Genomic DNA, 21,346 nt, shown 5'->3' on the forward strand with positions numbered 1-21,346 from the left:
ACAACGACAAGGAGACAAGTATGCCCAGCCCCCTCGCAGCCCTGGCGCGTGCCGCCGTGGCCCTGACCGCCGCCGTGCTGTGCGCGGCGCCCGCCCTGGCCCAGGAATGGCCCAAGGCCAGGCCCATACGCATCGTCGTGCCCAATCCGCCGGCCGGCCCGTCCGACATCTCTCTGCGCCCCGTGGCCGCCGCCATGCAGGCGGCGCTGGGCCAGGCCGTGGTCGTGGACAACAAGCCCGGCGCCAATGGCAACATCGGCGCGGCCGAGGTCGCGCGCTCCGCGCCCGATGGCTACACCTGGCTGTGGGCCATGGACCCCGTGCTTACCGTCAACCCCCATGTCTACAAGAACATGGGCTACAAGGCCGACGCGCTGGAAACCCTGGTCGTGGCCGCGCGCTTCTCGCAGACCCTGGTCTGCGGCCCGGGCACGGGCTTCAAGTCCGTCAAGGACATGGTGGCCGCCAGCAAGACGCGCGAGCTGACCTATGCCTCGGGCGGCGCGGGCTCCCCGGGTCACCTGGTCATGGAATCGCTGCTGGCCACCTCGGGCGCCAAGATGGTCCACGTACCCTACAAGGGACCGGCGCCGGCCATGCAGGACCTGCTGGGCGGCCAGGTGGACTGCGGCTTCCTGGCCGGCCCCACGGTATTCCCCCAGGTCCAGAGCGGCAAGCTGATCGCCCTGGCCACCTCGGGCAAGACGCGCTCGGCGCTGGCGCCCGAGCTGCCGACCATCGCCGAATCGGGCTTTCCCGAGTTCGACGGCACCTTCTGGATCCTGCTGGCCGCACCCAAGGGCGTGCCGCCCGCTGTGCAAAAGCGCTTTGTCGATGCCATGAACGAGGCCATCCGCGCGCCCGAGCAAAAGGAACGCGCCAAGGCCCTGGACATCGAGATGGTCGGCTCCACCGTGGCCGAGGCCCAGGCGCGCGCCAAGGGACAGTCCGCGCAGTGGGCCGCCCTGGTCAAGCGCATCCACCTGACCAACGACTGAAGCCGCCACTAGGGCCTGTGGCCCTGAGGCACCGCCGTTTTGGCGATACTCCCTTTCCCAACGCATCCACTGTCTCCTGGCTCCCATGGCAACCCAGCGCCCCAATCTGATCTTCATCCTGGCCGATGACCTCGGCTATGCCGACCTCGGCTGCACGGGCGCGCGCGATGCGCACAGCCGCGCCACCGATGTCTCGCCCCGCCTGGACGCCATGGCCGCGCAGGGCATGCGCTTCACGCGTGGCTATTCCAACTCGGCCGTGTGCTCGCCCACGCGCTTTGCGCTGGCCACGGGCCGCTGGCAGTACCGCCTGCGCGGCGCGGCCGAGGAGCCGATCGCCAGCGTCCACGGCGACAAAGTGCTGGGCCTGCCGCCCGACCATCCCACCGTGGCCTCGCTGCTGCGCGACGCCGGCTACGCCACCGCCCTGGTCGGCAAATGGCACCTGGGCTACCCGCCGCATTTCGGCCCGCGCATGTCGGGCTACGAGGAGTTCTACGGCTTTCACGCAGGCGGTGCGGACTACTTCGCCCACTGCGACCCGCGCGGCCGCCCCGATTTCTGGATCAACGAGGAGCCGCACGAGGAAGAGGGCTACCTCACCGACCTGCTGAGCCGCCGCGCCGTGGACTTCGTCGAGCGCCAGACGGCCGACAAGCCCTTCTACCTGTCCCTGCACTACAGCGCCCCGCACTGGCCCTGGCTCACGCGCGACGACCTGGAGGAGTCGCGGCGCATCGGCGGCTTCGGCAAGCACACCGACGGCGGCACCATCGAGACCTACCAGCGCATGATCCACCACATGGACGAAGGCATTGGCTGGGTGCTGGACGCGCTCGAGAAAAAGGGCATGGCCGAGAACACGCTCATCGTCTTCACCAGCGACAACGGCGGCGAACGCTTTTCCAACAACTGGCCCTTCATCGGCCAGAAGATGGACCTGCTCGAAGGCGGCATCCGCGTGCCCCTGGTGGCGCGCTGGCCTGACCGCATGCCGGCAGGCGCCGTCAGCGACACCCCCAACCTGACCATGGACTGGTCGGCCACCTTCCTGGCCGCCGCCGGCGTGCACGGCCACGCCGACTACCCGCTGGACGGCATCAGCCTGCTGCCCCTCATGGACGATGGCGCCTGGAACCCCGAGCGCGACCTGTGCTGGCGCATGAAGCACCGCGCCCAGCGCGCCCTGGTGCGCGGCGACTGGAAATACCTGCAGATCGAAGGCGTGGAATACCTCTTCAACGTGGCCCAGGACCCGCGCGAACGCGCCAACCTGCGCGACCGCGAGCCCCAGCGCCTGGCCGAGCTGCGCCAGGCCTGGCAGCAATGGGATGCTTCACTGCCGCCCATTCCGGAAGAAGCCAAGGTGTCGCTGGTGTTCAGCCGGCAGGATCTGCCTTCGGCGACGTTTTGAGGGTGTGTGTGCCCGCAGGCTGTGGGCGATAAAACAAGGCAGGCCTTTGGGCCTGCCTTGTTTTCTGATTACTGGTACGTCCTGACCATGCCCGCCCGTGCGGCCTCCGAGTTGTCGCACATGTCCTTGGCCTGTTTGTAGAGGGCCTGGGCCTTGCTCTTGTCCTTATCGACGACTTCGTAATGGCTGGCCTTGGCAAGCACCAGGTTGTATTGGAGATAGCTGGCGCTGGCCGATGGCAGCGACTTCACGGCCTGTGACACCATTTGGTCCAGGCCCTCCAAGGACCCGCCCCAGCGCGGGCTCAGGTAATTGAGGGCATTGACGCGGGCCGCCAAGTTCTTGGGATCGGCCTGATCGGCCGCCTGCAGCCACTGCGCTGCAGTACGCCCACCCACCTGGTTTTCCATTGCGGCCAATCCAATCAGCATCGTCTGCGGCAAGGCCGAGCGGGCATCCAGCGCCATGGCCTTTTGCAGATACGGCTGGGCCTTCGCGCTGAGCTGCTTGACAGTGTTCCACTGGCTGCCCGTCACACTGGAAGCCGGCGCTTTGCCGCGGGCGCCAAATGCCTTGTTGCCGTAATAGAGGCCCGCATTGAGCTGGGCAAAGAACGACTTGGGCTGCTGATCCGCCCACATGCGCATCACGTTCTCTTCCTGCAGGCTCAGTTGCTGCAGTCCCAGCAGATCCCGCATGGTCAACAAGTCCCCGCCCGAGGAAGAAAGATTCTTCTTGTGCTTGCGGGCCAGCTCCTTGTCCAGCGCCTCGAACTTGAACTCGCTGAGCAGTGCAGCCCTCTCGGACTCTTCCAGAGTGGCATTGCCATCGGGAATCAGCGGGCACTGCGCGGCGTAGGTGGCAGTGGCGGCGGAGAGAGACAGGGTGGCGAGCAGGATGCGGATCAGGGTTTGGGTGGTTTTTGCGGTCATGTGTCCCTCTTGGAAATGGAATGTGTTATTCAGAATTGCCAGAATAAATTGACAAATATATTTGATTATTTCCAGAAAACTCCTTTCAATAAAAGTTCATCATTAAATAGTAAATGTTGAAATCCATAAAAAATCTTTATAATAACGCTGCAATGAGATTATTTGGGAAATTTATTGAGCATTATTCTGATAATAAATTTTCTCAAAGCAACTGTATGACTGCGATTCATCCGGAGTTTGCATGGTCATCCTGCCATGCGTGGGCATGTTCGAAAAAAGAACATCTTTCCCCTGCTCGCTCCTGGAGTAAAGGGCTTTTTACTCAGTAGCAGATGAATCTGGATATTTTTCAAATCCTCGGAAATTTTTCTTCTAACTGAATTGTCTTTGCTGTTGATGTAAATAATGCCACTGCCTCTTATTTCATCCAACAAAGCCTGAAGTAAAATTGCTTGCCCCTTTTTTTGCATATTCATTTCTATGTCCTAGGGGAAATGCAAATTTTTCCAGTAGGCATGCCCTATTTTTATAGGAAAACGTAATTTATTTTGTTCCATCTGCAATATCATTGATCACGAAGTTTATTTATATTCCACGGCTAAAATCTCCAAGTATCAATAATAATATACACAATGCTAGAGCTATATATATTATTACTCTAATAATCAATTTATTTTTCACCATTTATAATGCTTTTGTATTTATTTATGGTGGATTGATACATAATATCTGCATTATGATCAATAATATCTTCGATGCTAGAAAATTTTGGCGAAATTCTGTTCAGTAGCTGACCCGTACTTAATCCAATTCTATCAAAAACACTCTCGTTTAAATGCTGCATTTCATGCGCCATTGTTTGAAGAAAATCATCTAATTTACTATCACACATGGAAACGCCGTCTTCGCCATAAATATCTGCGTTATATTGAATATTCCCACTAAGATCTGTTCTGCCGGCAAGAACTTGCCCAAGCGTTCCAGATAAACCTACAACGCCAGTAACTGATTTCGGTGTTTTTAGTATTTCGGGGAATTGCCCCTTCAGCACGTTAACCGCTGTATCAACTTGCTCCTTTGTGGCGAGTCCGACTGGATCGAAATAATTCAAGGGAGAACCTTCTGAATATCCAGATAAGTTCCATCCACCCATCAAACCAATCGGATCCTGATTGATATAACTCCCCAGCACCGGATCGTAGTACCGATGCCGGTTGTAATACAGCCCCGTTTCCCTGTCATGGTGCTGCCCCGGCAGCCGGATCGCCTGGTGGATGCCCTGCGGGTTGTACTCCTGCAGCACATTGCCCCAGGGGTCCAGCTTGGCGGCCCAGGCCACCTGGCCGGTCTGGTCGGTCAGGGCCATGGGTGTGCCCAGGTGGTCGCAGCGGTAGTGATAGATGGCGATGCGCTATTGCTGTTCTCTTTTTTCTCTGCAGTTGCATCTACATATATTGCATGAATGTGCGTGGCACATTGGAACTGCTAGCCCCAGCAGGGCCAAGGTGTCTGCAGCTACGATTCTGGGTGTAGTGCAGGCATATTTTGCTACTACTTGAATAAAAATATCATTGCACGCTTATTAATATTTTGAATTATTCGCGGTTTTTAAGCATTATTAAATAATGCAAAATATAAACAAAATACACCAGAGAAAAAATACGGAATTAAATAGAATAAAAAGAAAATGAAATAACCTCTAGTATTTTTTCTTCTTAGTTCCCTTGAGCCTGCGCCAAATATATACAATCCACAAAAAATGTAAAACAAGAAACTAAATAATAAACTTACACTATTCTCGAATAAATTAATAACTAACATTAAATTCATCAGAATAGATACAAGTCCAGCGTATATATCTGAATATTTTTCAAAATGCACTAAAGATGATTTATGGTCTATTTTCATTGATTTCTATTTCTTGCAAATGGACGACCCGGAGTTCATCATGCTTTGCGCAGCAGTCGCTCCTTGCAATACATCCAGAGCAGTGTTTTGCCGGGGAGTGAACATACTGCTGACAGGCTGTTTCCATGGTGGGTCCACATCCATGCCCCATTTTATTGGTAGTTTTATTTTATTATTAACTGGAATCTTTCCAACAGCTAAATCCAAACTTAAATCCATCACATCTGCAACCCCTCTGCCTGCATCATTGCATCCAGCAGCACAAACGAGTGCACGAGGCAATGAAGATTGATCGCTCGGTATATCGTAGCTTGGGTCATCGCTCAAGGCTCTTGTAAATCCATACCAGCTTGCACCAAAACCATATACAGATTTTGAAAGCACGGCAGATCCAGCCACTTTTGTTACCAGGGTTGGTTCTGGTGCCGCCAGCAAGGCGCCGCCAACGATTGCACCGCCCGCGTTCCCTAAAATTCCTAACCCATTATTCACTGCATCAGCCCACCTCACTAATCCCAGTGGATCAATCCATTGCAATGGATCTGGCGCATACACTGATATGTTCGTTCCTCCATTCAACCCAATCGGATCCTGATTGATATAACTGCCCACCACCGGATCGTAGTACCGATGCCGGTTGTAATACAGCCCCGTTTCCCTGTCATGGTGCTGCCCCGGCAGCCGGATCGCCTGGTGCAGGCCCTGCGGGTTGTACTCCTGCAGCACATTGCCCCAGGGGTCCAGCTTGGCGGCCCAGGCCACCTGGCCGGTCTGGTCCGTCAGCGCCATGGGCGTGCCCAGGTGGTCGCAGTGGTAGTGGTGGATGGCGATGCGGGCGTGCTGTTCTTTTTCCTGTGCCTGCAGCTTGGCCTGCATGCCGGTGAGCAGGCGCGCGGTGCTTTCGGCCTGTTCGCCCAGCATGGCTTGGGCGCCGGGCGGCAGGCCGTGCTCCAGGGTGTGGCGCAGGTGGCGGGCGGCGTCTTGCTGCATGTCGCGCGGCATGGCGCTGAGCATGGTTTGCATCAGGGCCAGGGCCGGCGTGTGGTTGGGGTCGTCCTGGTCGGGCAGGCCTGCGGCGATGGCCTGCACCAGCAGGTGGGGCTGGTCTTGCGGGTCGCCGCTGGCCGTGGTGCTCAGGCGCACCAGGGGCGTGAAGCTGCCGGGTTCGTAGATGGTGTGTTCTATGTGGCGGGTGTCGTCGCCGCCCTGCAGGCGTTCGGTGTGGATGAGGCGGTCGCCGTCCCAGCCGTAGTAGTGGGTGCGTGTGGGCAGTTCGGTGTCTGCGCTTTCGACCTGCTGCTTGAGCCTGCGGCCCAGGGCGTCGTAGGTGTAACGGCTGTGGTGGCGCAACTGCTCTGCGTTGCCCTGGATCTGGCTGCTGCGCACGGCGATGAGCTGGTGCGCTCCGTCGTAGTGCAGTTGCTGCTGGCTGTGGTCTGCCTGCATTTGCGCGATGCGGTTGCCGCAGGGGTCGTAGCGCCAGACGCGGTCTTCGGTGAAGCCGATGCGGTTGTCTTCCCAGCGCTGCACGGGGCCTTGCCGCTGGCCTGCAAGGTGGGCCAGGCCCATGAGGTTGAAGTCGGTGTGCCGCCAGTGGGCGTGGACCTGGGCGGCCCAGTTGTCTTGTGAGTCTGTCTGACCCGTTGCACCGGGTGCTGGCAGGCGGTTGCCGGCAGGGTCGATCTGCCAGCGGGTGGTGATCTGGGGGTCCTGGCTGTCGGTGGCCGCTCTCAGGCGCCCGGCGCTGTCGTAGCCGTAGCGCAGCAGTTGCGCGGCCTGGCCTGGGGCACCGGCCTGTTCGATGGCAACGAGCTGGCCCAGGCTGTCGTAGTGGTAGCGGCGGCCGAGGATCTGGCCTATGAGGGCGTGGGCCTGGGCGCCGGTGTCATTAAGATCCGTTTGCTGCAGCGCTTGCAGGCCTGTGGTGCCCAGGGCCGTGAGTCGGCCCAGGCTGTCCCATTGGCGTTGCACCTGCAGGGGGTTGTGTGCGTCTGCTGCAGAGGTGGGTGGGTGCAGGCTGCGGCGGACTTCGCGGTGCAGGTTGTCGCGCTCGAAGTCGATGAGGCTGGCTCCGTTGAGCTGCAGTCCGTGCACATGGCCTGAGCCGTAGGTGAGCCAGGCGATCTCTCCCAGGCTTTGCAGTTGGCTGTGCTGGCGTGCGCCCAGCGCGTCCAGGCTGTGGGCGATGCGGTGTTCGTATTCGATCTGCTCTGCGCCCCCGTTGCCGTTGCCGTCCTTGCCGGGGCGGTACAGCTGTTGCACTTCTGCGGTGATGCGGCCCAGGGCGTCGCGCTCCAGTGCTATGCGGCTTTGCAGTTGGGCGATGAGGCCGTTGTCGTTGTCTGTGGTGCTGTGTTGCCAGACGCTGGCCGCCGTGAGGCGCCCGGCCGCATCCCATTCGTAGCGGTGGGTTTGTGCGAGCGCATGGGGCGTGGCGGGCAGCTGCCGTTCGGCGAGGCGCCCGCCTTCGTCCCAGCGGTAGTGGCTGCTGCTTTGCTGCGCGGCGTTGCCGTCCGTGGCTTCCATGAGCTGGCCTGCCGCGTCCCAGCGGTAGCGCTGCAGCCGTTGGTCAAACCCTTCTTCCTGCACGAGCCGGTCCAGCGCGTCCCAGGCAAAGCGGCTTTGCGCTCCGTTCTCGTTGACGAGGCGCAGGAGGCGGCCAGCGCTGTCGTATTCGAAGGCCAGGGTGAGGCCACCATGTGTTCGCTGGACCAGCCTGCCCCAGAGGTCGTAGCGCAGGTGGATGCTGGAGTCGGCGGTCTGGGTTTCGCTGGAGGTGCCCGCAGGCTGGGCCGGATCGATGCGCGTGAGGTGGCCTGCGCTGTCGTAGTGGTAGCGCTCGATCTGGCCGTTGGGCAGTTCGCTGGCCACGATGCGGCCCTGGCCATCGCGCTGGTGGCGTTGGCGCTGGCCCAGGGCGTTGTCCACTTCGATGAGCGCGCCCCAGCGGTCGTAGTGGTAGTGCGTGCTGTGGCCCGAGCAGTCGGTGTAGCTGAGCAGTTGGCCCGCGTCGCTCCAGGCCAGCTGTTTGCTGCCGCCCTGGGCGTCTTCGATGCGCCGGGGGCTGTCGCAGGTGAGCGGCGCTTCTTTGGGATCGGGGTAGTGGTAGCGCTCGGTGCTGCCGTCGGCCTGGGTGATCTGGGTGAGGCGGCCCCAGGCGTCGTATTCGTAGCCGGTGGTGGCCCCTGCGGTGTCAGTGCTTTGCAGCAGGCGGCCCGTGGCTTCGTCGTGTTCCTGCTGGGTGCTGCGCCCGTCGGGCAGTTGCACGCCGATGAGCCGGCCCTGGCCATCACGCCTGAGGTGGACGCTGCGCCCCAGCGGGTCGGTGCGCGAGGCCAGGCGGCCGAAGCTGTCGTAGGCCTGCAGCCAGCGGCTGCCATCGGCCTTGTGGTGGGCGATGAGGCGCGACAGGCCCGCTGCGCCTTCGAAGTAGTAGGTCTCGATGCGATCCAGGCTGTCGCTGACGCGGGTGGCGGCGCGCGGCTGGCCGTCGGGGCCCGGGGGCTGGGACAGGTAGTCGAAGCGGTAGCTGAGCCCTTCCTGGTTGCTGTGCTCGATGACGCGGGCACCGGGCTGGGCGCTCTCGTAGCGGTAGCGGTGCCAGGGTCCGCTGGCATGGCGGTGGGCGCTGATGCGGTGGTGGTCCCATTCGAATTCGCGCACGAGCTGGCCTGCGCGGTCGTGGACGGTGATGAGGTCGCCTGCGCTGCTGTAGCCGTAGCGCACGAGGGCGATGGGCGCGGACAGGGGCTGCAACGGGTCCTGTGTGAGGTCCACGCCTGTGACCCGCCAGCCGTCGTCGGCGCCCCACAGTCCGTTCAGTCCCTGCGCGTCCTTGCCGCCATGGATGCGCTGGTGCAGCAGCCGGTAGCGCCGGCCTGGGCCGTCGCTCAGCGAGACCAGGCGGCCTGCGGGGAGGAGGTCCTTGCTCGCACTGTGGCCGGCCTCGGGCGTGGTGCCGTCGCTGTAGTGGTAGAGCTGGCGGCGCCCGAAGCGGTCGATCTGGGCCATGAGGCGCCAGGGACTCTGTGCACAATCCCGGGCAGGTTCACCGGGCGCAGGGCCAAAGCCCCAGAGGGTGTCGCCATCGCCGCTGACCGCAAGGATGGCTTGCGGGTTGCGCACCAGTGCCTGTTCCACATGCGACCACCGAGGATTGGCGGCCCAGGGCGCTGTGCCGCCGTCCGGCTCCGTGCTGCCGCCGCGCAGCAGCCAGATGTCTTCGCTGGCACTGTGCAGCTGGCCGCCCGGCACCAGAGGCTGGTCGAAGGTGATGACGCGGCCGCTGGCGTCCAGCAGCAAGGTGGTCTCGTCCTGCAGGCGGATGCTGAGCTCCTGCAGCAGGTGCCAGCCATGGCCCAGCAGGCCGCAGGCCGCGCCGTGCTCGGGGTTGACGTAGCTGCTGTATTGACGCTGCCAGGCCACAGGCAGCGCAGCCGACGGCAGGGCGAAGTCCAGGTCTTGTGCGCCCCGCAGGACCTTGGCGCCGAGCTGGGGGTTCACAGGGGATCCGACGGTGATGCCGCCCGGGCAGACGGAGCAGGCCAGGCCCCCCTGGCTGCCGATGAGCACGGTGAGCGAGCCGGTGACGATCTTGCCCTTGACGACGCTGTCGGTGATACGGGCTGCGGGTTTGCCACTCATGCGAGGCTGCTCCTGGAGAGATGGGGGAGAACGGGAATGCGGATACGGGGAACGCGGTACGGGCTGTCTGCCTTCAGCAGTTGAGCCGGTCCGTGGGCGAGAGAATCTGGATGTCGCCGGGCGTGATGCGGATGGTGCTTTCACCGCAGGTCAGCAGGATTTCCTGCTGGGCTTCGAGCCGGATCTTGGCGGCGTTGAGCTGGATGCTTTGCCCATCCATGGTGAGCTGGGAGGCCTTGCCGCCTCCGCCTCCGCCCCCACCGCTGCCACCACCGCCACCGGGCGACGTGATGTTCATGGCCATGCCGCCACCGGCTCCGCCTCCCGCGCCACCACCAGCGCCTCCGCCTCCCACGGTCAGCGAGTACTGCGAGCCCACTTCCGTGCTTTGCTTGCTGCCGACCTTGACCTGGCGCTCCTGCCCCACGGTGAGGTTCTGGCTCATGCCGACCGTGGTCTGCATGGCCACGCCGATGTTCTCCATGTAGTTGACGCCGATGTTCATCATCTTCATCACACCCACGTTCTGCATGTAGGCCATGCCTATGGTCTGGGTCTTGAGCAGGCCCACCGTGACGTGCCAGTTCTGGCCTATCTTGTCGGTCTCGGTCTTGCCGATGGTCTTGCTGCGGTTCTTGCCGATGGAGATGTTCTCGTCGATGCCAACGTCTTCATTGCGGTTGTCGCCGATGCTGATCTTCTCGTTGTGGTCCACGCGTTCCGTGCGGTTGTTGTGCACGGTGATGGTCTCGTCGCGGTCCACCGTCTCGGTGCGGTCCCGGTGGATGACGTTGGTCTCGTCCCGGTCCACCGTCTTGCGCCGGTCGTTGCCGACCCATTTGTCCTCGTCGTTTTCGACCTCGGTGAGCTGGTCCTTTTGCGCGTGCAGCCACAGCTGCTCTTGCCCGGCCTTGTCCTCGAAGCGGATGGCGTTGGCGTCGCCCGGTCCGTTCTTCAGGCCCGCGCCTGCGGCGCCGCCCTTGCTCGATCTTGTCTTGATGCCCGATTGCGTGGCGTTGGCCGGCAGCGCCCAGGGCGGCATGTTGGCCGCGTTGTAGACGCAGCCCGTGACCAGCGGGTAGTCCGGGTCGCCGTTGAGGAAGTCGACGACGACTTCATGCCCTATGCGCGGAATGGAGATGGCCCCGAACCCCGGGCCTGCCCAGTTCGTGGCCACGCGGATCCAGCAGCTGGAGTTCTCGTTCATGCCGCCCAGCCGGTCCCAGTGGAATTGCACCTTGATGCGGCCGTATTCGTCGGTCCAGATTTCTTCTCCGGCCGGGCCCACGACGACGGCGGTCTGCGGGCCCGTGGTGCGCGGCTTGGGCGTGGTACGCGCGGGCGTGTAGGCAAGACTCGTGGGCTGGGCCTGCAACTCGTAGCGCTGGAAGGAGCCGTCTTCCGCGGCGCTGCCCTTGGCGCCCGGGGCCACGGCACTGACGCGGGGGTTCTCCTTCAAGTGGTAGCTCAGGCCCGTGATCAGGTACTGCTGGTTCTGGTCGCCGCGCGGGTAGTTGTAGAGGCTGAACGTGTAGCCCGTGGCCAACGCCCGGTGGCAGGACTGGCCCCGCACCCGGCTTTGGCCGGTGAGGCTTTCCTTCAGGCGCACGCGGATGTAGTCCTCGCCGTCGCTCAGCTGGGTGTAGCCGCCTGGCCATTCGTAGATTTCGTGGCCGTCATGGGCGTGGCCCGGTGGGTCGCGCCGCAGGTGGGTGAGGTCGGCCCGGGGTTTCTTGAAGTCGTAGTCGTCGCTGTAATGGCGGCCCGATTTGATTTCCTGCTCCAGATGCCAGGCGTGGATGTTTTCCTGATCGCCTGCGGCGGCTTTTTCAGGGGGATAAAAGGGAATGGAGGCGCCCCCGGGCAATACGCTGTGCGAGGCAATGATGTCGTCGCACAGCACCAGGGTGTGCTGGCCCGAGGCATGCTCGAAGAAGTAGTAAATGCCTTCGTGCTCCATCAATCGCGAGACAAAGTCGCAATCGCTTTCGTTGTATTGAACGCAGTAGTCCCAACTGCGATAGGCGCGCGTGAGTTTCTTTTGCAGGGGATGGCCATAGGCGCCCAATACCTGCTCGATGATGTCGGGCACGGTCTGGTTCTGGAAGATGCGAAAGTCGCTCTTGCGCGTGGCCAGCCACAGCCAGGGGCTCAGGCGGGCCTTGTAGGCGTAGTGGCGGTGGTCCTGGCCCTGCATGCCAAAGCGGGTGACGATGCCGTCGATGAAGCGCCTGCCGCCGCCCTGGGTTTCTATTTCTATGGTGGCGTTTTTGCCCAATAGGGCCTTGGGATCGATGCTTTCGCTTTCGCTGAGCATTTCCACATCGAGGCTGAAGAGCTGGCTGATGTTTTCCTGGCCGCGCAATTCACGGAAATGCAGCTGCTCGCCCAATGGCGTGTGTATGGTGACTCTGCGTGTCATAGTGCGCGCCGCCCTGGGGGCGGCCTCCCTGCTCTTGGTGAGCGGGGATCATAGACAAGCCGATGGCCATAGGGCAATCAAATGAGGGGCCGGAAATATCCTGGATATGTAAGCAATTGCCTTATCTGGGATGCAAGGTGGTGTTTATTTGGAAAATCATCGATATCGGAATACCCCGATGCAGGCGTTTTGAGAGTCCCTGCTTACAGTGCGTTCTAGCAATACCAGGCCTCTGAGGGCAGAGCAAGCAGGATCGCAATGTGATACGCACTATCTTGGTGCATTTTTGATGATGCGCCATGTGAGTGCCCGCTATCGCCGCATCGGTGCACATTTTTTGCACAAAGCCGGTGCATCGCTGTGTGTTGCAGCGCCGCATTGGGGAGCCGGAAAGGCGCACGCCCCGGCATCAAAAGACTGGCACGGTCCGTGCTTAACCCGGTTGTCACGAAATTTTTCAAACCGGAGGATCCCATGTCCCGTGCCAGCCTCAAGTCGCTCGCCATCGCCTGTGTCGCCATCGCTCCGCTCTGGGCCCACGCCCAGCTCACAGCCAATGTGTCCCTGACGACGAACTACAAGTTCCGCGGACAGGACCAGGACACGGGACGCAACAAGGCCGTCAAGCCTGCCCTGCAGGGCGGTTTCGACTACACCTTCGGCGACAGCGGCTGGTACATCGGCAACTGGAACTCCAGCGTGGACTGGCTCCCCCGCAATTCGCTGGAAACCGATTTCTACGGCGGCTACAAGTTCAAGGCCGGCGAGGTGGACCTGGACTTCGGCGCGCTGCAGTACCTGTACTCGGGCAATTCCAGTGGCAACACCACCGAGCTGTATGGCGCGGCCACCTATGGACCGTTCACGGCCAAGTACTCGCACACCGTGTCCAAGGACTACTTCGGCTGGGCTGGCGAGAAGGCCGGCTCGGGACTGTCGGGCCGCAACACCGGCTACCTGTGGCTGGGCTTCACCCAGGAAGTGATGCCCAAGGTGACGGTCAAGGCATCGCTGGGCTTCACCCGCTTTGCCAGCGACATCAAGGGCCTGGGCGTGCCCAACTATATGGACTACAGCGTGGGCGGTGCCTACGATTTCGGCGACGGCGTGTCGCTGGGCGCGGCCGTGACGGGTGCGAACAAGAAGTCGTACTTCGGTGACGTCAACAAGGCGCGCCTGATCGTGACGCTGACCAAGACCCTGTAACCGGACCTGAGGAGCAAAGCATCATGAAACTGGTGACCGCCATCATCAAGCCCTTCAAGCTCGACGAGGTGCGCGAGGCGCTCTCCGACATCGGCGTGCAGGGCATCACCGTGACCGAAGTCAAGGGCTTCGGCCGCCAAAAGGGCCATACCGAGCTGTATCGCGGCGCGGAATACGTGGTCGATTTCCTGCCCAAGCTGCGCCTGGAGGCCGCCGTGCCCGACGCGCTGGTGGACCAGGTGATCGATGCCATCGAGGCCGCTGCGCGCACCGGCAAGATCGGTGACGGCAAGATCTTCGTGCTGCCAATCGAGCAGGCCGTCCGCATCCGTACCGGCGAGACCGGCGACAGCGCACTGTGAGTTTCAACCCCTCGTTTCCCGAAAGACTGCCATGACCAAACGACTTCTTTCCATGGGCCTGGGGCTGGGCCTGCTGGCCGCAGGCGCCGCTGCCCTGGCACAGGAGCCCGCCGCCGCTGCAGCCGTTGCCGATGCGGCCGCAGCAGCAGCCCCCGCCGCTGCGGCCGCAGCCGAGGCGCCGGCCCCCGCACTCAGCGCCGGTGACACGGCCTGGATGCTGACCTCGACCATGCTGGTGATCCTGATGGTGATCCCAGGCCTGGCACTGTTCTACGGCGGCCTGGTGCGCACGAAGAACATGCTGTCCGTGCTCTGCCAGGTCTTCGTGATCTTCTCGCTGATCACGCTGCTGTGGGCCGTCTACGGCTACTCGCTGACCTTTGCCGGCGAAGGCAACTTCTTCGGCGGCTTCAGCAAGATCTTCCTCAAGGGCATTGCACCCGACACGCTGGCCGGCGCGCTGCCGACCATTCCCGAGTACGTGTTCGTGGCCTTCCAGTCCACGTTCGCCGCCATCACCGTGGCCCTGATCGTCGGCGCCTTCGCCGAGCGCATCAAGTTCTCGGCCGTGATCCTGTTCTCGGTGCTGTGGTTCACCTTCAGCTACATCCCCATGGCCCACATGGTCTGGGGTGGCGGCCTGCTGGGCAAGGACGGCGCGCTGGACTTCGCCGGCGGCACCGTGGTGCACATCAACGCCGGTATCGCCGGTCTGGTGGGCTCGTACATGCTGGGCAAGCGCATCGGCTTCGGCCGTGAAGCCCTGCCTCCGCACAGCCTGACGCTGACCATGGTCGGTGCCTCGCTGCTGTGGGTGGGCTGGTTCGGCTTCAACGCCGGCTCGGCAGGCGCTGCCAACGGCATTGCCGGCCTGGCCTTCATCAACACCATCGTCGCCACGGGCGCCGCCACCATCTCCTGGCTGGCCGCCGAAGCCCTGCACAAGGGCAAGGCCTCCATGCTGGGCGCCGCCTCGGGCGCCGTGGGCGGCCTGGTGGTCATCACCCCGGCGGCCGGCCTCGTGGGCCCCATGGGCGCCATCGTCATGGGCCTGATCGCCGGTCCCGTCTGCCTGTGGGGTGTGTCGGGCCTCAAGAAGCTGCTCAAGGTCGATGACGTCTGCGACGTGTTCGGCGTGCACGGTGTGGGCGGCATCCTGGGTGCCATCCTGACCGGCGTGTTCTGCGCCTCCAGCCTGGGCGGCATCGAGCCCGCAGACTTCAACATGGGTCATCAAGTGTGGGTGCAGGTCAAGAGCGTGCTGCTGACCATCGTCTGGTCCGGCGTGGTGGCTGGCATCTCCTACAAGATCTGCGACCTGGTCGTCGGCCTGCGCGTCAGCGAAGAATCCGAGCGCCAGGGCCTGGACATCACCACGCATGGCGAGGTGGCGTACTACCGCTGATCGGTTTCCAGGGAGTTCATTGCGGATTGGCCTCGGTGCTTGCACCGGGGCCTTTTTTCATTGCCGCGCCGCAAACGCCCTTCAGCGGCTGAGGAAATCAGGAGGCCTGCCGCATGCCAACCGCCTTATGGTGAGCTCCGTTATAAGACGGATCTTTGGCCTATATGCCATTGACGGAATATATTCTGGAGGGAATAATGACCCAACCCTGGGAGGTGGAGTACACCGACGAGCTTGGCGACTGGTGGGCTGATCTGACGCAGGCCGAGCAGGAGTCCATCGACGCATCGGTGCGTCTGCTGGAGGCAAGAGGGCCGAATCTCGGATATCCCCATACGTCCGGCATCGGGCGTTCCAGGCATCCGCACATGCGTGAGCTTCGGGTGCAACATGAGGGACGGCCTTACCGGCTGCTTTACGCGTTCGATCCGCGCCGCTGCGCAATCTTGCTGATCGGCGGCGACAAAACGGGCGACGGCCGCTGGTATGAGGTGCATGTACCCATTGCCGATCGGCTGTACGACACCCACCTCGAAACCCTGCAAAAGGAAGGACGAATCGATGGCCAGGAAATTCAGTGAACTGCGCGCCAGGATGTCGCCTGAGGCACAGTCCCGGGCCGCCGCGCGGGCCGAGGCCATGCTGGTGGAAATGCAGCTCCAGGAATTGCGCAAGGCCCGCAACGTGACACAGGTCGAAGTGGCCAGGGCCATGAACGTGGAGCAAGCATCCATCTCCAAGCTGGAGCGCCGCGAGGACATGTACGTGAGCACGCTGCGCGAGTACGTCCGTGCGCTGGGCGGCGAGCTGAGGCTGGTCGCCTCGTTTCCCGACGCCGACATCCAGGTCCATCCTTTCGAGCCTCTCCGATGAGGGGCGCAGGCGGCTGATCCGGCGTCTGCCTTTGCCTTTTGGGTGAGGGTGTTTTGCGCCGCCCGCAGAACTTCAAGCGCGCCGTTCAAAAAATTCACGGGTCCGCACCGAGGCGAAAAAGGGCCCAGCCGCTACGATGCAGGCCATGGATTCAGCCCAAAGCCACCTCCTCCAGATCGCCCAGCGCGTGCGCGCTGCTGCGGCCGACGCCACGCCGCTGCGCATACGCGGCGGCGGCACCAAGGATTTTCACGGCCTGGCCCTGCAGGGCGAGCTGCTGGAAACGCGGGCGTTGGCCGGCGTGGTCAGCTACGAGCCCAGCGAGCTGGTCGTGACCGTGCGCGCCGGCACGCCGCTGGCCGAGGTCGAGGCCCTGCTGGCCGCACAGGGCCAGTGCCTGGCCTTCGAGCCTCCGCATTTCGATGGAGACAGCAGCAACGCCACCGTGGGCGGCATGGTGGCCAGCGGCCTGTCCGGGCCTTCGCGTGCCAGTGTGGGGGCCGTGCGCGACTTCGTGCTGGGGCTGGAGATGATCAACGGCCAGGGCGAACTGCTGCGTTACGGCGGGCAGGTCATGAAGAACGTGGCGGGCTACGACGTCTCGCGGCTGATGGCGGGCTCCTGGGGCGCGCTGGGCCTGATCACCGAGGTCAGCCTCAAGGTGCTGCCCGTGGCGCCGGCCGAGGCCACGCTGCGCTTCGAATGCACTCAGCAGCAGGCGCTGGACTGGCTCAATGCCTGGGGCGGGCAGCCGCTGCCGCTCAATGCCAGTTGCTGGCTGCAGGAAGACGGCGCAGCCCAGGGCGTGCTGTACCTGCGCCTGCGCGGCGCGCGTGCCGCCGTGCAGGCGGCCTGCGAGCGCCTGGGTGGCGAGCGCATGCACAGTGCTGCGGCCGACTGGCAGGCCTGCCGCGAGCAGCAGCTGCCCTGGTTCACCGCACGCGCGCCGGGCCATGCGCTGTGGCGCCTGTCCGTGCCGCAGACGGCTCAGGCCCTGGCGCTGCCGGACGGCTGCACGGGGCCGCTGATCGAATGGCACGGCGCACTGCGCTGGGTACAGGCGCCGCGTGCGCTGGGCCATGCGCTGCGCGCGCTGGCAAAAGCAGCGGGCGGATCGGCCACCTTGTTCCGCTCCGAGGCCGCAGACCAGCCCGGCGCCGAGCCCGATTTCGACGCCCAGGCGGCCGACGCCACGGCCGCGCTTCATGCGCGGCTCAAGCAGGCCTTCGATCCTGCGGGCATCTTCAACCGCGGCCGGCTGGCCGCCGCCTGGTAGGCCGGGCCAACGCCTGGCTCCGCCCATGCGCATGCGCCACCACCTGCACCTGCTCACGGACCGGCACCGCACGGTGGCCAGCAACCGCACGCTGGGCCTGCTGCTGGCCTTCAACGCAGGTGCGGTGAATGCGGGCGGCTTTTTGCTGGTGCACTCCTATACCTCGCACATGACGGGCTTTGTCTCGCTGCTGGCCGACAACCTCGTGCTGGGCAATACGGCGCTGGTGCTCAGTGCCTGCGGCGCGCTGCTGGCCTTTCTGTGCGGCGCGGCCGCAACGTCGCTGCTGGTCAACTGGGCGCGCCACCACCGGCTGCGCAGCAGCTATGCGCTGCCGCTGCTGCTGGAAGCCGCGCTGATGCTGCTCTTCGGCGTGCTGGGCGCGGCCATGCTGGCCTGGCCCACGCCGTTCGCCGTGCCGCTGGCCGTGCTGCTGCTGTCCTTCATCATGGGATTGCAGAACGCCACGGTGACCAAGATGTCGTCCTCGCAGATCCGCACGACGCACATGACGGGCGTGATCACCGACCTGGGCATGGAGCTGGGCCGCGCGCTTTACTGGAATCGCCATGGCAGCCCGCCCGAGCACCGGGTCCACGCCAACCATGTGCGGCTGCGGCTGTTCGCAGGGCTGCTGTCCATGTTCCTGCTGGGCGGCATTGCGGGTGCGCTGGGTTTCCGGCACCTGGGCTTTGTGTTCGTCGTGCCGCTGGCCGTGGTGCTGTGCCTGCTGTCGCTGCCGCCGCTGTGGGCCGACCGCGCGCGGCTGCCGCTGCTGCTGGGCCGGCGAGCCGCGCCTCGCGCCTGACCGCCGTGTCCGGCTGCCGTGCCTGACCGTTCCCCGATATCCATACAACAAGAGCCCCACCATGCAGACCCAACTCGCACCCCAGTACCGCGCCACGCCCGAGGGCCAGGAGGCCGAAGCCATTCTGCGCAAGTGCGTGCACTGCGGCTTTTGCACGGCCACCTGCCCGACCTACCAATTGCTGGGCGACGAGCTGGACGGGCCGCGTGGCCGCATCTACCTGATCAAGCAGGTGCTGGAGGGCGAGACGCCCACGCGCGCCACCCAGCAGCACCTGGACCGCTGCCTGACCTGCCGCAACTGCGAAAGTACCTGCCCCAGCGGCGTGCAGTACGGCCACCTGGTGGACATAGGCCGCAAGATCGTCGAGGAGCAGGTGCCGCGCCCCTTGGGCGAGCGCGCCAGGCGCTGGGCGCTCAAGGAGGGGCTGAACTCGCCGCTGTTCGCCCCGGCCCTGAAGCTGGGCCAGGCCGTGCGCGGCCTGCTGCCCGAAGTCCTGGCCGAGAAAGTGCCCCAGCCGCAGGATGCGGGCGCCTGGCCCGTGCGCGAGCATGCGCGCAAGGTGCTGCTGCTGGCCGGATGCGTGCAGCCGGCCATGATGCCGCGCATCAACTTCGCCACGGCGCGCGTGCTGGATGCGGCCGGCATACAGACCGTGATCGCGCCCAAGGCCGGTTGCTGCGGCGCCGTGAAATTCCACCTCAACGACCAGGAAGGCGGCAAGGCGCAGATGCGCGCCAATATCGACGCCTGGTGGCCGCAGGTGGACAGCGGCGCGGTGGAGGCCATTGTCATGAATGCCTCGGGCTGCGGCGTCACCGTCAAGGAATACGGCCATCTGCTCAAGGACGATGCGCAGTACGCGGACAAGGCAGCCCGCATTAGCGCCCTCACGCGCGACCTGAGTGAGCTGTTGCCCGAACTCCTGCCCGAGCTGGCCGAGCGCCTGCAGGGCAGGGTGCGCGCACCGGCGGCGCCCATGGCCTACCACCCGCCCTGCACGCTGCAGCATGGGCAAAAGCTGCGCGGCGGCGTGGAAACCCATCTGGCCAGGCTGGGCTTCGAGCTGCGCGTGGCGCGCACCGAATCGCACCTGTGCTGCGGCTCGGCGGGAACCTACTCGGTGCTGCAGCCCGAACTCTCGCACCAGTTGCGCGACCGCAAGATCGGTGCGCTGACCGAAGGCTTCGATGCCCGGCGGCCCGCCGCCATCCTCTCGGCCAACATGGGCTGCATCGTCCATCTGCAAAACGGCACGGACCTGCCCGTGCGCCACTGGATCGAGGTGCTGGACGAGGCCCTGCTGGCCTGAGACCCGCCGCGTACCGAATGCGCATCTGTGCCTCCAGCGCGACGCCGTGGGGCCTATGCCCGCGCAAGCCTTTGCAATGCTGGCATGATGCGGGGTTTCGTTTTCTCCAAGCCCACGTGCTCCGCCATGACTGAATCCGTGTCTGAACCGCAAGAACAGAGCGCCGCGCTGCCGGCGGACGCCGCTGCCGGCACCGAGCCGCAGGCTGCAGCCAGCGCCGATGGCCAGGGCCGCAAGCGCTCGCGCCGTGGCGGACGTGGCCGCAACAAGGGCAAGGCCACCGAGCCTGCCGCCGATGCCGCATCCGGCACGGCCGCCAGTGCCGAGGCCAACGCTTCCAGGCCCGTGCGCACCCAGCATCCGCTGCTGGCGCAACTGGCCCAATGGCATCCGAACCTGTTCGGCGAGCAGCCGCTGCCGCTCAAGCGCGGCATCTTCGAAGACCTGCTGGCCGCCCATCCTGAAGCCATTGACCGCGACCAGCTCAAGCTGGCCCTGTCCCAGCACACGCGCTCGAGCCGCTACCTCACCGTGGTGGCCAGCGGCCAGGCCCGGCATGACCTGCAGGGCCAGTCGGTCGAGGCCATGGCGCCCGAGCATGTGCACCATGCGCTGATCGAAGTCTTCCGTCGCCGCCAGCACCGCTCGCCCGAAGACCTGGCGCCCAAGCTGCGCAACCGCATCATCGCGGCCTACGAGGCATCGGGCCTGTCGCGCGACGACTATGCGGCGCGCGTGCAAGGCCGTGACGAGGCCACCAACACCCTGGTGGCCGAGGCACTGGCCGAGGCCGATGCGCGCACCGCACGCGACGAGGCGCTGCTGCGCGCCTTCGAGGCCAGCGGCCAGACCTCCGAAGCCGGCTTTGCCGACATGTACGGCATGAACCCGCGCCAGGTGGCGCAGCAGCTGGAACGCGCCCGCCGCCGCCTGCAGACGCAGGCGGCCTGAGGCACAAGGACCGGCACCAAGGACCGGCGCCAAGGACCGGCAGCACCGCCTGCCGGCACACTCCACCGCCGCGTGCCCGGCAAGGGCCGCGCCGGTGCACCTGCCCTGGATCACAGGCGGCATCTCTGCAGCGGACCCTTCCGCCAGCACGCAGATGCCCACCAGGGGCGGGCCCGGGGATGAACTGTTTCACGGACGCCGCTGCACCCGGCCACGGGGCGGCGGCGCCTTGCCGTGCGCGCTCGTTCCCGTGGACTGAACACGGCGCGCAAGGCACTTCAAAGCAAAAAAGCAAAAGGAGACTTGCGATGTGGCTGGGTTTGTCGTTGTTCTACGTGGGCGCCGTGCTGTGCCTGAACGGCCTGTGGATGCTGGGGCGCATCGCCGACCGGGAGATCTGGGTCATCAACGTGTTCGCGGGCCTGGTCTCGCTGATCATCGGCCTGGCCTCCGCCTTCGGGCCCGAGCCTGATGCGGCTTCGGTCAAGACCGGCGCGCTGACCCTGCTGTTCGCCTTCACCTACCTGTGGGTGGCCATCAACCGCTTCACGGGCGCCGATGGCCGGGGCCTGGGCTGGTTCAGCCTGTTCGTGGCCATCACCGCCGTGCCCGTGGCCATCGACACCCTGCTGGGCGCGCGCACCGCCATCGACTGGTGGATGGCGGCCAACTGGGCGGCCTGGGCCGTGCTGTGGGCCATGTTCTTCGTGCTGCTGGCCCTGGGTCGCAACATCGGCCGCGTGACGGGCGCCCTGTGCATTGCGCAGGGCGTGCTCACGGGCTGGCTGCCGGGCTACCTGCTGCTGGCCGGGCAGCTCACGGGCTGATTGCGCAG

At 64.0% G+C, this 21,346-nt stretch carries 17 protein-coding genes; 12 read left to right on the forward strand and 5 right to left on the reverse strand.

Going from position 1 to position 21,346, the window contains the following annotated elements:
- The first annotated feature begins 20 nt into the window (after positions 1-20).
- Together DELCS14_RS01470 and DELCS14_RS01475 are read left to right on the forward strand one after the other, a co-directional pair.
- Entirely contained in the window at positions 21-998 is a 978-nt protein-coding gene (locus tag DELCS14_RS01470; RefSeq protein WP_013800171.1) for a tripartite tricarboxylate transporter substrate binding protein, read from the forward strand.
- 85 nt (positions 999-1,083) lie between these two features.
- Positions 1,084-2,412, forward strand: coding sequence for a sulfatase-like hydrolase/transferase (locus tag DELCS14_RS01475; RefSeq protein ID WP_013800172.1), 1,329 nt, complete (start codon positions 1,084-1,086; stop codon positions 2,410-2,412).
- Positions 2,413-2,480: 68 nt separating this feature from the next.
- Here DELCS14_RS01475 and DELCS14_RS01480 read toward each other — a convergent pair whose 3' ends face one another.
- The 5 genes from DELCS14_RS01480 to tssI all read right to left on the reverse strand — a co-directional run bounded on the left by DELCS14_RS01480 (position 2,481) and on the right by tssI (position 12,318).
- On the reverse strand, positions 2,481-3,344 hold the full coding sequence (locus tag DELCS14_RS01480) for a DUF4034 domain-containing protein (protein WP_013800173.1): 864 nt from the start codon (positions 3,342-3,344) through the stop codon (positions 2,481-2,483).
- 245 nt (positions 3,345-3,589) lie between these two features.
- A complete protein-coding gene (locus tag DELCS14_RS30350; RefSeq protein ID WP_157158229.1) occupies positions 3,590-3,820 on the reverse strand; it encodes a hypothetical protein in 231 nt (76 codons plus the stop codon).
- A 194-nt stretch (positions 3,821-4,014) separates the two neighbouring features.
- Positions 4,015-4,752 (reverse strand): RHS repeat-associated core domain-containing protein, encoded by a 738-nt coding sequence (locus tag DELCS14_RS31120; protein ID WP_343299538.1) that lies wholly within the window; start codon positions 4,750-4,752, stop codon positions 4,015-4,017.
- Between the two features lie 506 nt (positions 4,753-5,258).
- A complete protein-coding gene (locus DELCS14_RS01485; protein WP_013800174.1) occupies positions 5,259-9,896 on the reverse strand; it encodes an RHS repeat-associated core domain-containing protein in 4,638 nt (1,545 codons plus the stop codon).
- Between the two features lie 73 nt (positions 9,897-9,969).
- Positions 9,970-12,318, reverse strand: coding sequence for a type VI secretion system tip protein TssI/VgrG (tssI, locus tag DELCS14_RS01490; RefSeq protein WP_013800175.1), 2,349 nt, complete (start codon positions 12,316-12,318; stop codon positions 9,970-9,972).
- 474 nt (positions 12,319-12,792) lie between these two features.
- On the opposite strand from tssI, the gene DELCS14_RS01495 reads away from it, so the two are divergent.
- From DELCS14_RS01495 to DELCS14_RS01540, 10 genes are all read left to right on the forward strand, one after another.
- Positions 12,793-13,524, forward strand: coding sequence for a TorF family putative porin (locus tag DELCS14_RS01495; RefSeq protein ID WP_013800176.1), 732 nt, complete (start codon positions 12,793-12,795; stop codon positions 13,522-13,524).
- Positions 13,525-13,547: 23 nt separating this feature from the next.
- Complete coding sequence (locus DELCS14_RS01500) at positions 13,548-13,886, forward strand: P-II family nitrogen regulator (protein ID WP_012202241.1); 339 nt, start codon at positions 13,548-13,550, stop codon at positions 13,884-13,886.
- A gap of 31 nt (positions 13,887-13,917) precedes the next feature.
- Complete coding sequence (amt, locus tag DELCS14_RS01505) at positions 13,918-15,291, forward strand: ammonium transporter (RefSeq protein ID WP_170962109.1); 1,374 nt, start codon at positions 13,918-13,920, stop codon at positions 15,289-15,291.
- A gap of 197 nt (positions 15,292-15,488) precedes the next feature.
- A complete protein-coding gene (locus DELCS14_RS01510) occupies positions 15,489-15,872 on the forward strand; it encodes a type II toxin-antitoxin system RelE/ParE family toxin (RefSeq protein ID WP_013800178.1) in 384 nt (127 codons plus the stop codon).
- Positions 15,853-16,164 carry a helix-turn-helix transcriptional regulator gene (locus DELCS14_RS01515; protein ID WP_013800179.1) on the forward strand — a complete coding sequence of 104 codons (312 nt, stop codon included), beginning with the start codon at positions 15,853-15,855 and terminating at the stop codon, positions 16,162-16,164. The genes DELCS14_RS01510 and DELCS14_RS01515 overlap by 20 nt, the downstream gene beginning before the upstream one ends.
- Before the next feature lie 136 nt (positions 16,165-16,300).
- The gene (glcE, locus tag DELCS14_RS01520) at positions 16,301-17,440 is read left to right on the forward strand and encodes a glycolate oxidase subunit GlcE (RefSeq protein WP_013800180.1); all 1,140 of its coding nucleotides are present in this window, start codon (positions 16,301-16,303) and stop codon (positions 17,438-17,440) included.
- A gap of 25 nt (positions 17,441-17,465) precedes the next feature.
- Positions 17,466-18,248, forward strand: a complete 783-nt coding sequence (locus DELCS14_RS01525) for a YoaK family protein (protein WP_012202244.1) — start codon at positions 17,466-17,468, stop codon at positions 18,246-18,248.
- A 61-nt stretch (positions 18,249-18,309) separates the two neighbouring features.
- The gene (glcF, locus tag DELCS14_RS01530; RefSeq protein WP_013800181.1) at positions 18,310-19,560 is read left to right on the forward strand and encodes a glycolate oxidase subunit GlcF; all 1,251 of its coding nucleotides are present in this window, start codon (positions 18,310-18,312) and stop codon (positions 19,558-19,560) included.
- 84 nt (positions 19,561-19,644) lie between these two features.
- Complete coding sequence (locus tag DELCS14_RS01535; RefSeq protein ID WP_034397802.1) at positions 19,645-20,511, forward strand: ProQ/FinO family protein; 867 nt, start codon at positions 19,645-19,647, stop codon at positions 20,509-20,511.
- 308 nt (positions 20,512-20,819) lie between these two features.
- Positions 20,820-21,338: an AmiS/UreI family transporter gene (locus DELCS14_RS01540; RefSeq protein ID WP_013800183.1), complete on the forward strand. Its 519-nt coding sequence runs from the start codon at positions 20,820-20,822 to the stop codon at positions 21,336-21,338.
- Positions 21,339-21,346: the final 8 nt, after the last annotated feature.

This window comes from Delftia sp. Cs1-4 (assembly GCF_000214395.1).
GTDB classification, from domain to species: Bacteria; Pseudomonadota; Gammaproteobacteria; order Burkholderiales; family Burkholderiaceae_C; genus Comamonas; species Comamonas acidovorans.

Excerpts from the sequence above, each read along its gene's own strand:
- amt (WP_170962109.1), top strand. The coding sequence starts at position 13,918 with ATGACCAAACGACTTCTTTCCATGGGCCTGGGGCTGGGCCTGCTGGCC.
- DELCS14_RS01475 (WP_013800172.1), top strand. The coding sequence starts at position 1,084 with ATGGCAACCCAGCGCCCCAATCTGATCTTCATCCTGGCCGATGACCTC.
- DELCS14_RS01485 (WP_013800174.1), bottom strand. The coding sequence starts at position 9,896 with ATGAGTGGCAAACCCGCAGCCCGTATCACCGACAGCGTCGTCAAGGGC.
- DELCS14_RS01525 (WP_012202244.1), top strand. The coding sequence starts at position 17,466 with ATGCGCATGCGCCACCACCTGCACCTGCTCACGGACCGGCACCGCACG.
- DELCS14_RS01500 (WP_012202241.1), top strand. The coding sequence starts at position 13,548 with ATGAAACTGGTGACCGCCATCATCAAGCCCTTCAAGCTCGACGAGGTG.
- glcE (WP_013800180.1), top strand. The coding sequence starts at position 16,301 with ATGCAGGCCATGGATTCAGCCCAAAGCCACCTCCTCCAGATCGCCCAG.
- DELCS14_RS01540 (WP_013800183.1), top strand. The coding sequence starts at position 20,820 with ATGTGGCTGGGTTTGTCGTTGTTCTACGTGGGCGCCGTGCTGTGCCTG.
- glcF (WP_013800181.1), top strand. The coding sequence starts at position 18,310 with ATGCAGACCCAACTCGCACCCCAGTACCGCGCCACGCCCGAGGGCCAG.
- DELCS14_RS01535 (WP_034397802.1), top strand. The coding sequence starts at position 19,645 with ATGATGCGGGGTTTCGTTTTCTCCAAGCCCACGTGCTCCGCCATGACT.
- DELCS14_RS01480 (WP_013800173.1), bottom strand. The coding sequence starts at position 3,344 with ATGACCGCAAAAACCACCCAAACCCTGATCCGCATCCTGCTCGCCACC.
- DELCS14_RS30350 (WP_157158229.1), bottom strand. The coding sequence starts at position 3,820 with ATGAATATGCAAAAAAAGGGGCAAGCAATTTTACTTCAGGCTTTGTTG.
- DELCS14_RS01515 (WP_013800179.1), top strand. The coding sequence starts at position 15,853 with ATGGCCAGGAAATTCAGTGAACTGCGCGCCAGGATGTCGCCTGAGGCA.
- DELCS14_RS01495 (WP_013800176.1), top strand. The coding sequence starts at position 12,793 with ATGTCCCGTGCCAGCCTCAAGTCGCTCGCCATCGCCTGTGTCGCCATC.
- DELCS14_RS01510 (WP_013800178.1), top strand. The coding sequence starts at position 15,489 with ATGACCCAACCCTGGGAGGTGGAGTACACCGACGAGCTTGGCGACTGG.
- tssI (WP_013800175.1), bottom strand. The coding sequence starts at position 12,318 with ATGACACGCAGAGTCACCATACACACGCCATTGGGCGAGCAGCTGCAT.
- DELCS14_RS01470 (WP_013800171.1), top strand. The coding sequence starts at position 21 with ATGCCCAGCCCCCTCGCAGCCCTGGCGCGTGCCGCCGTGGCCCTGACC.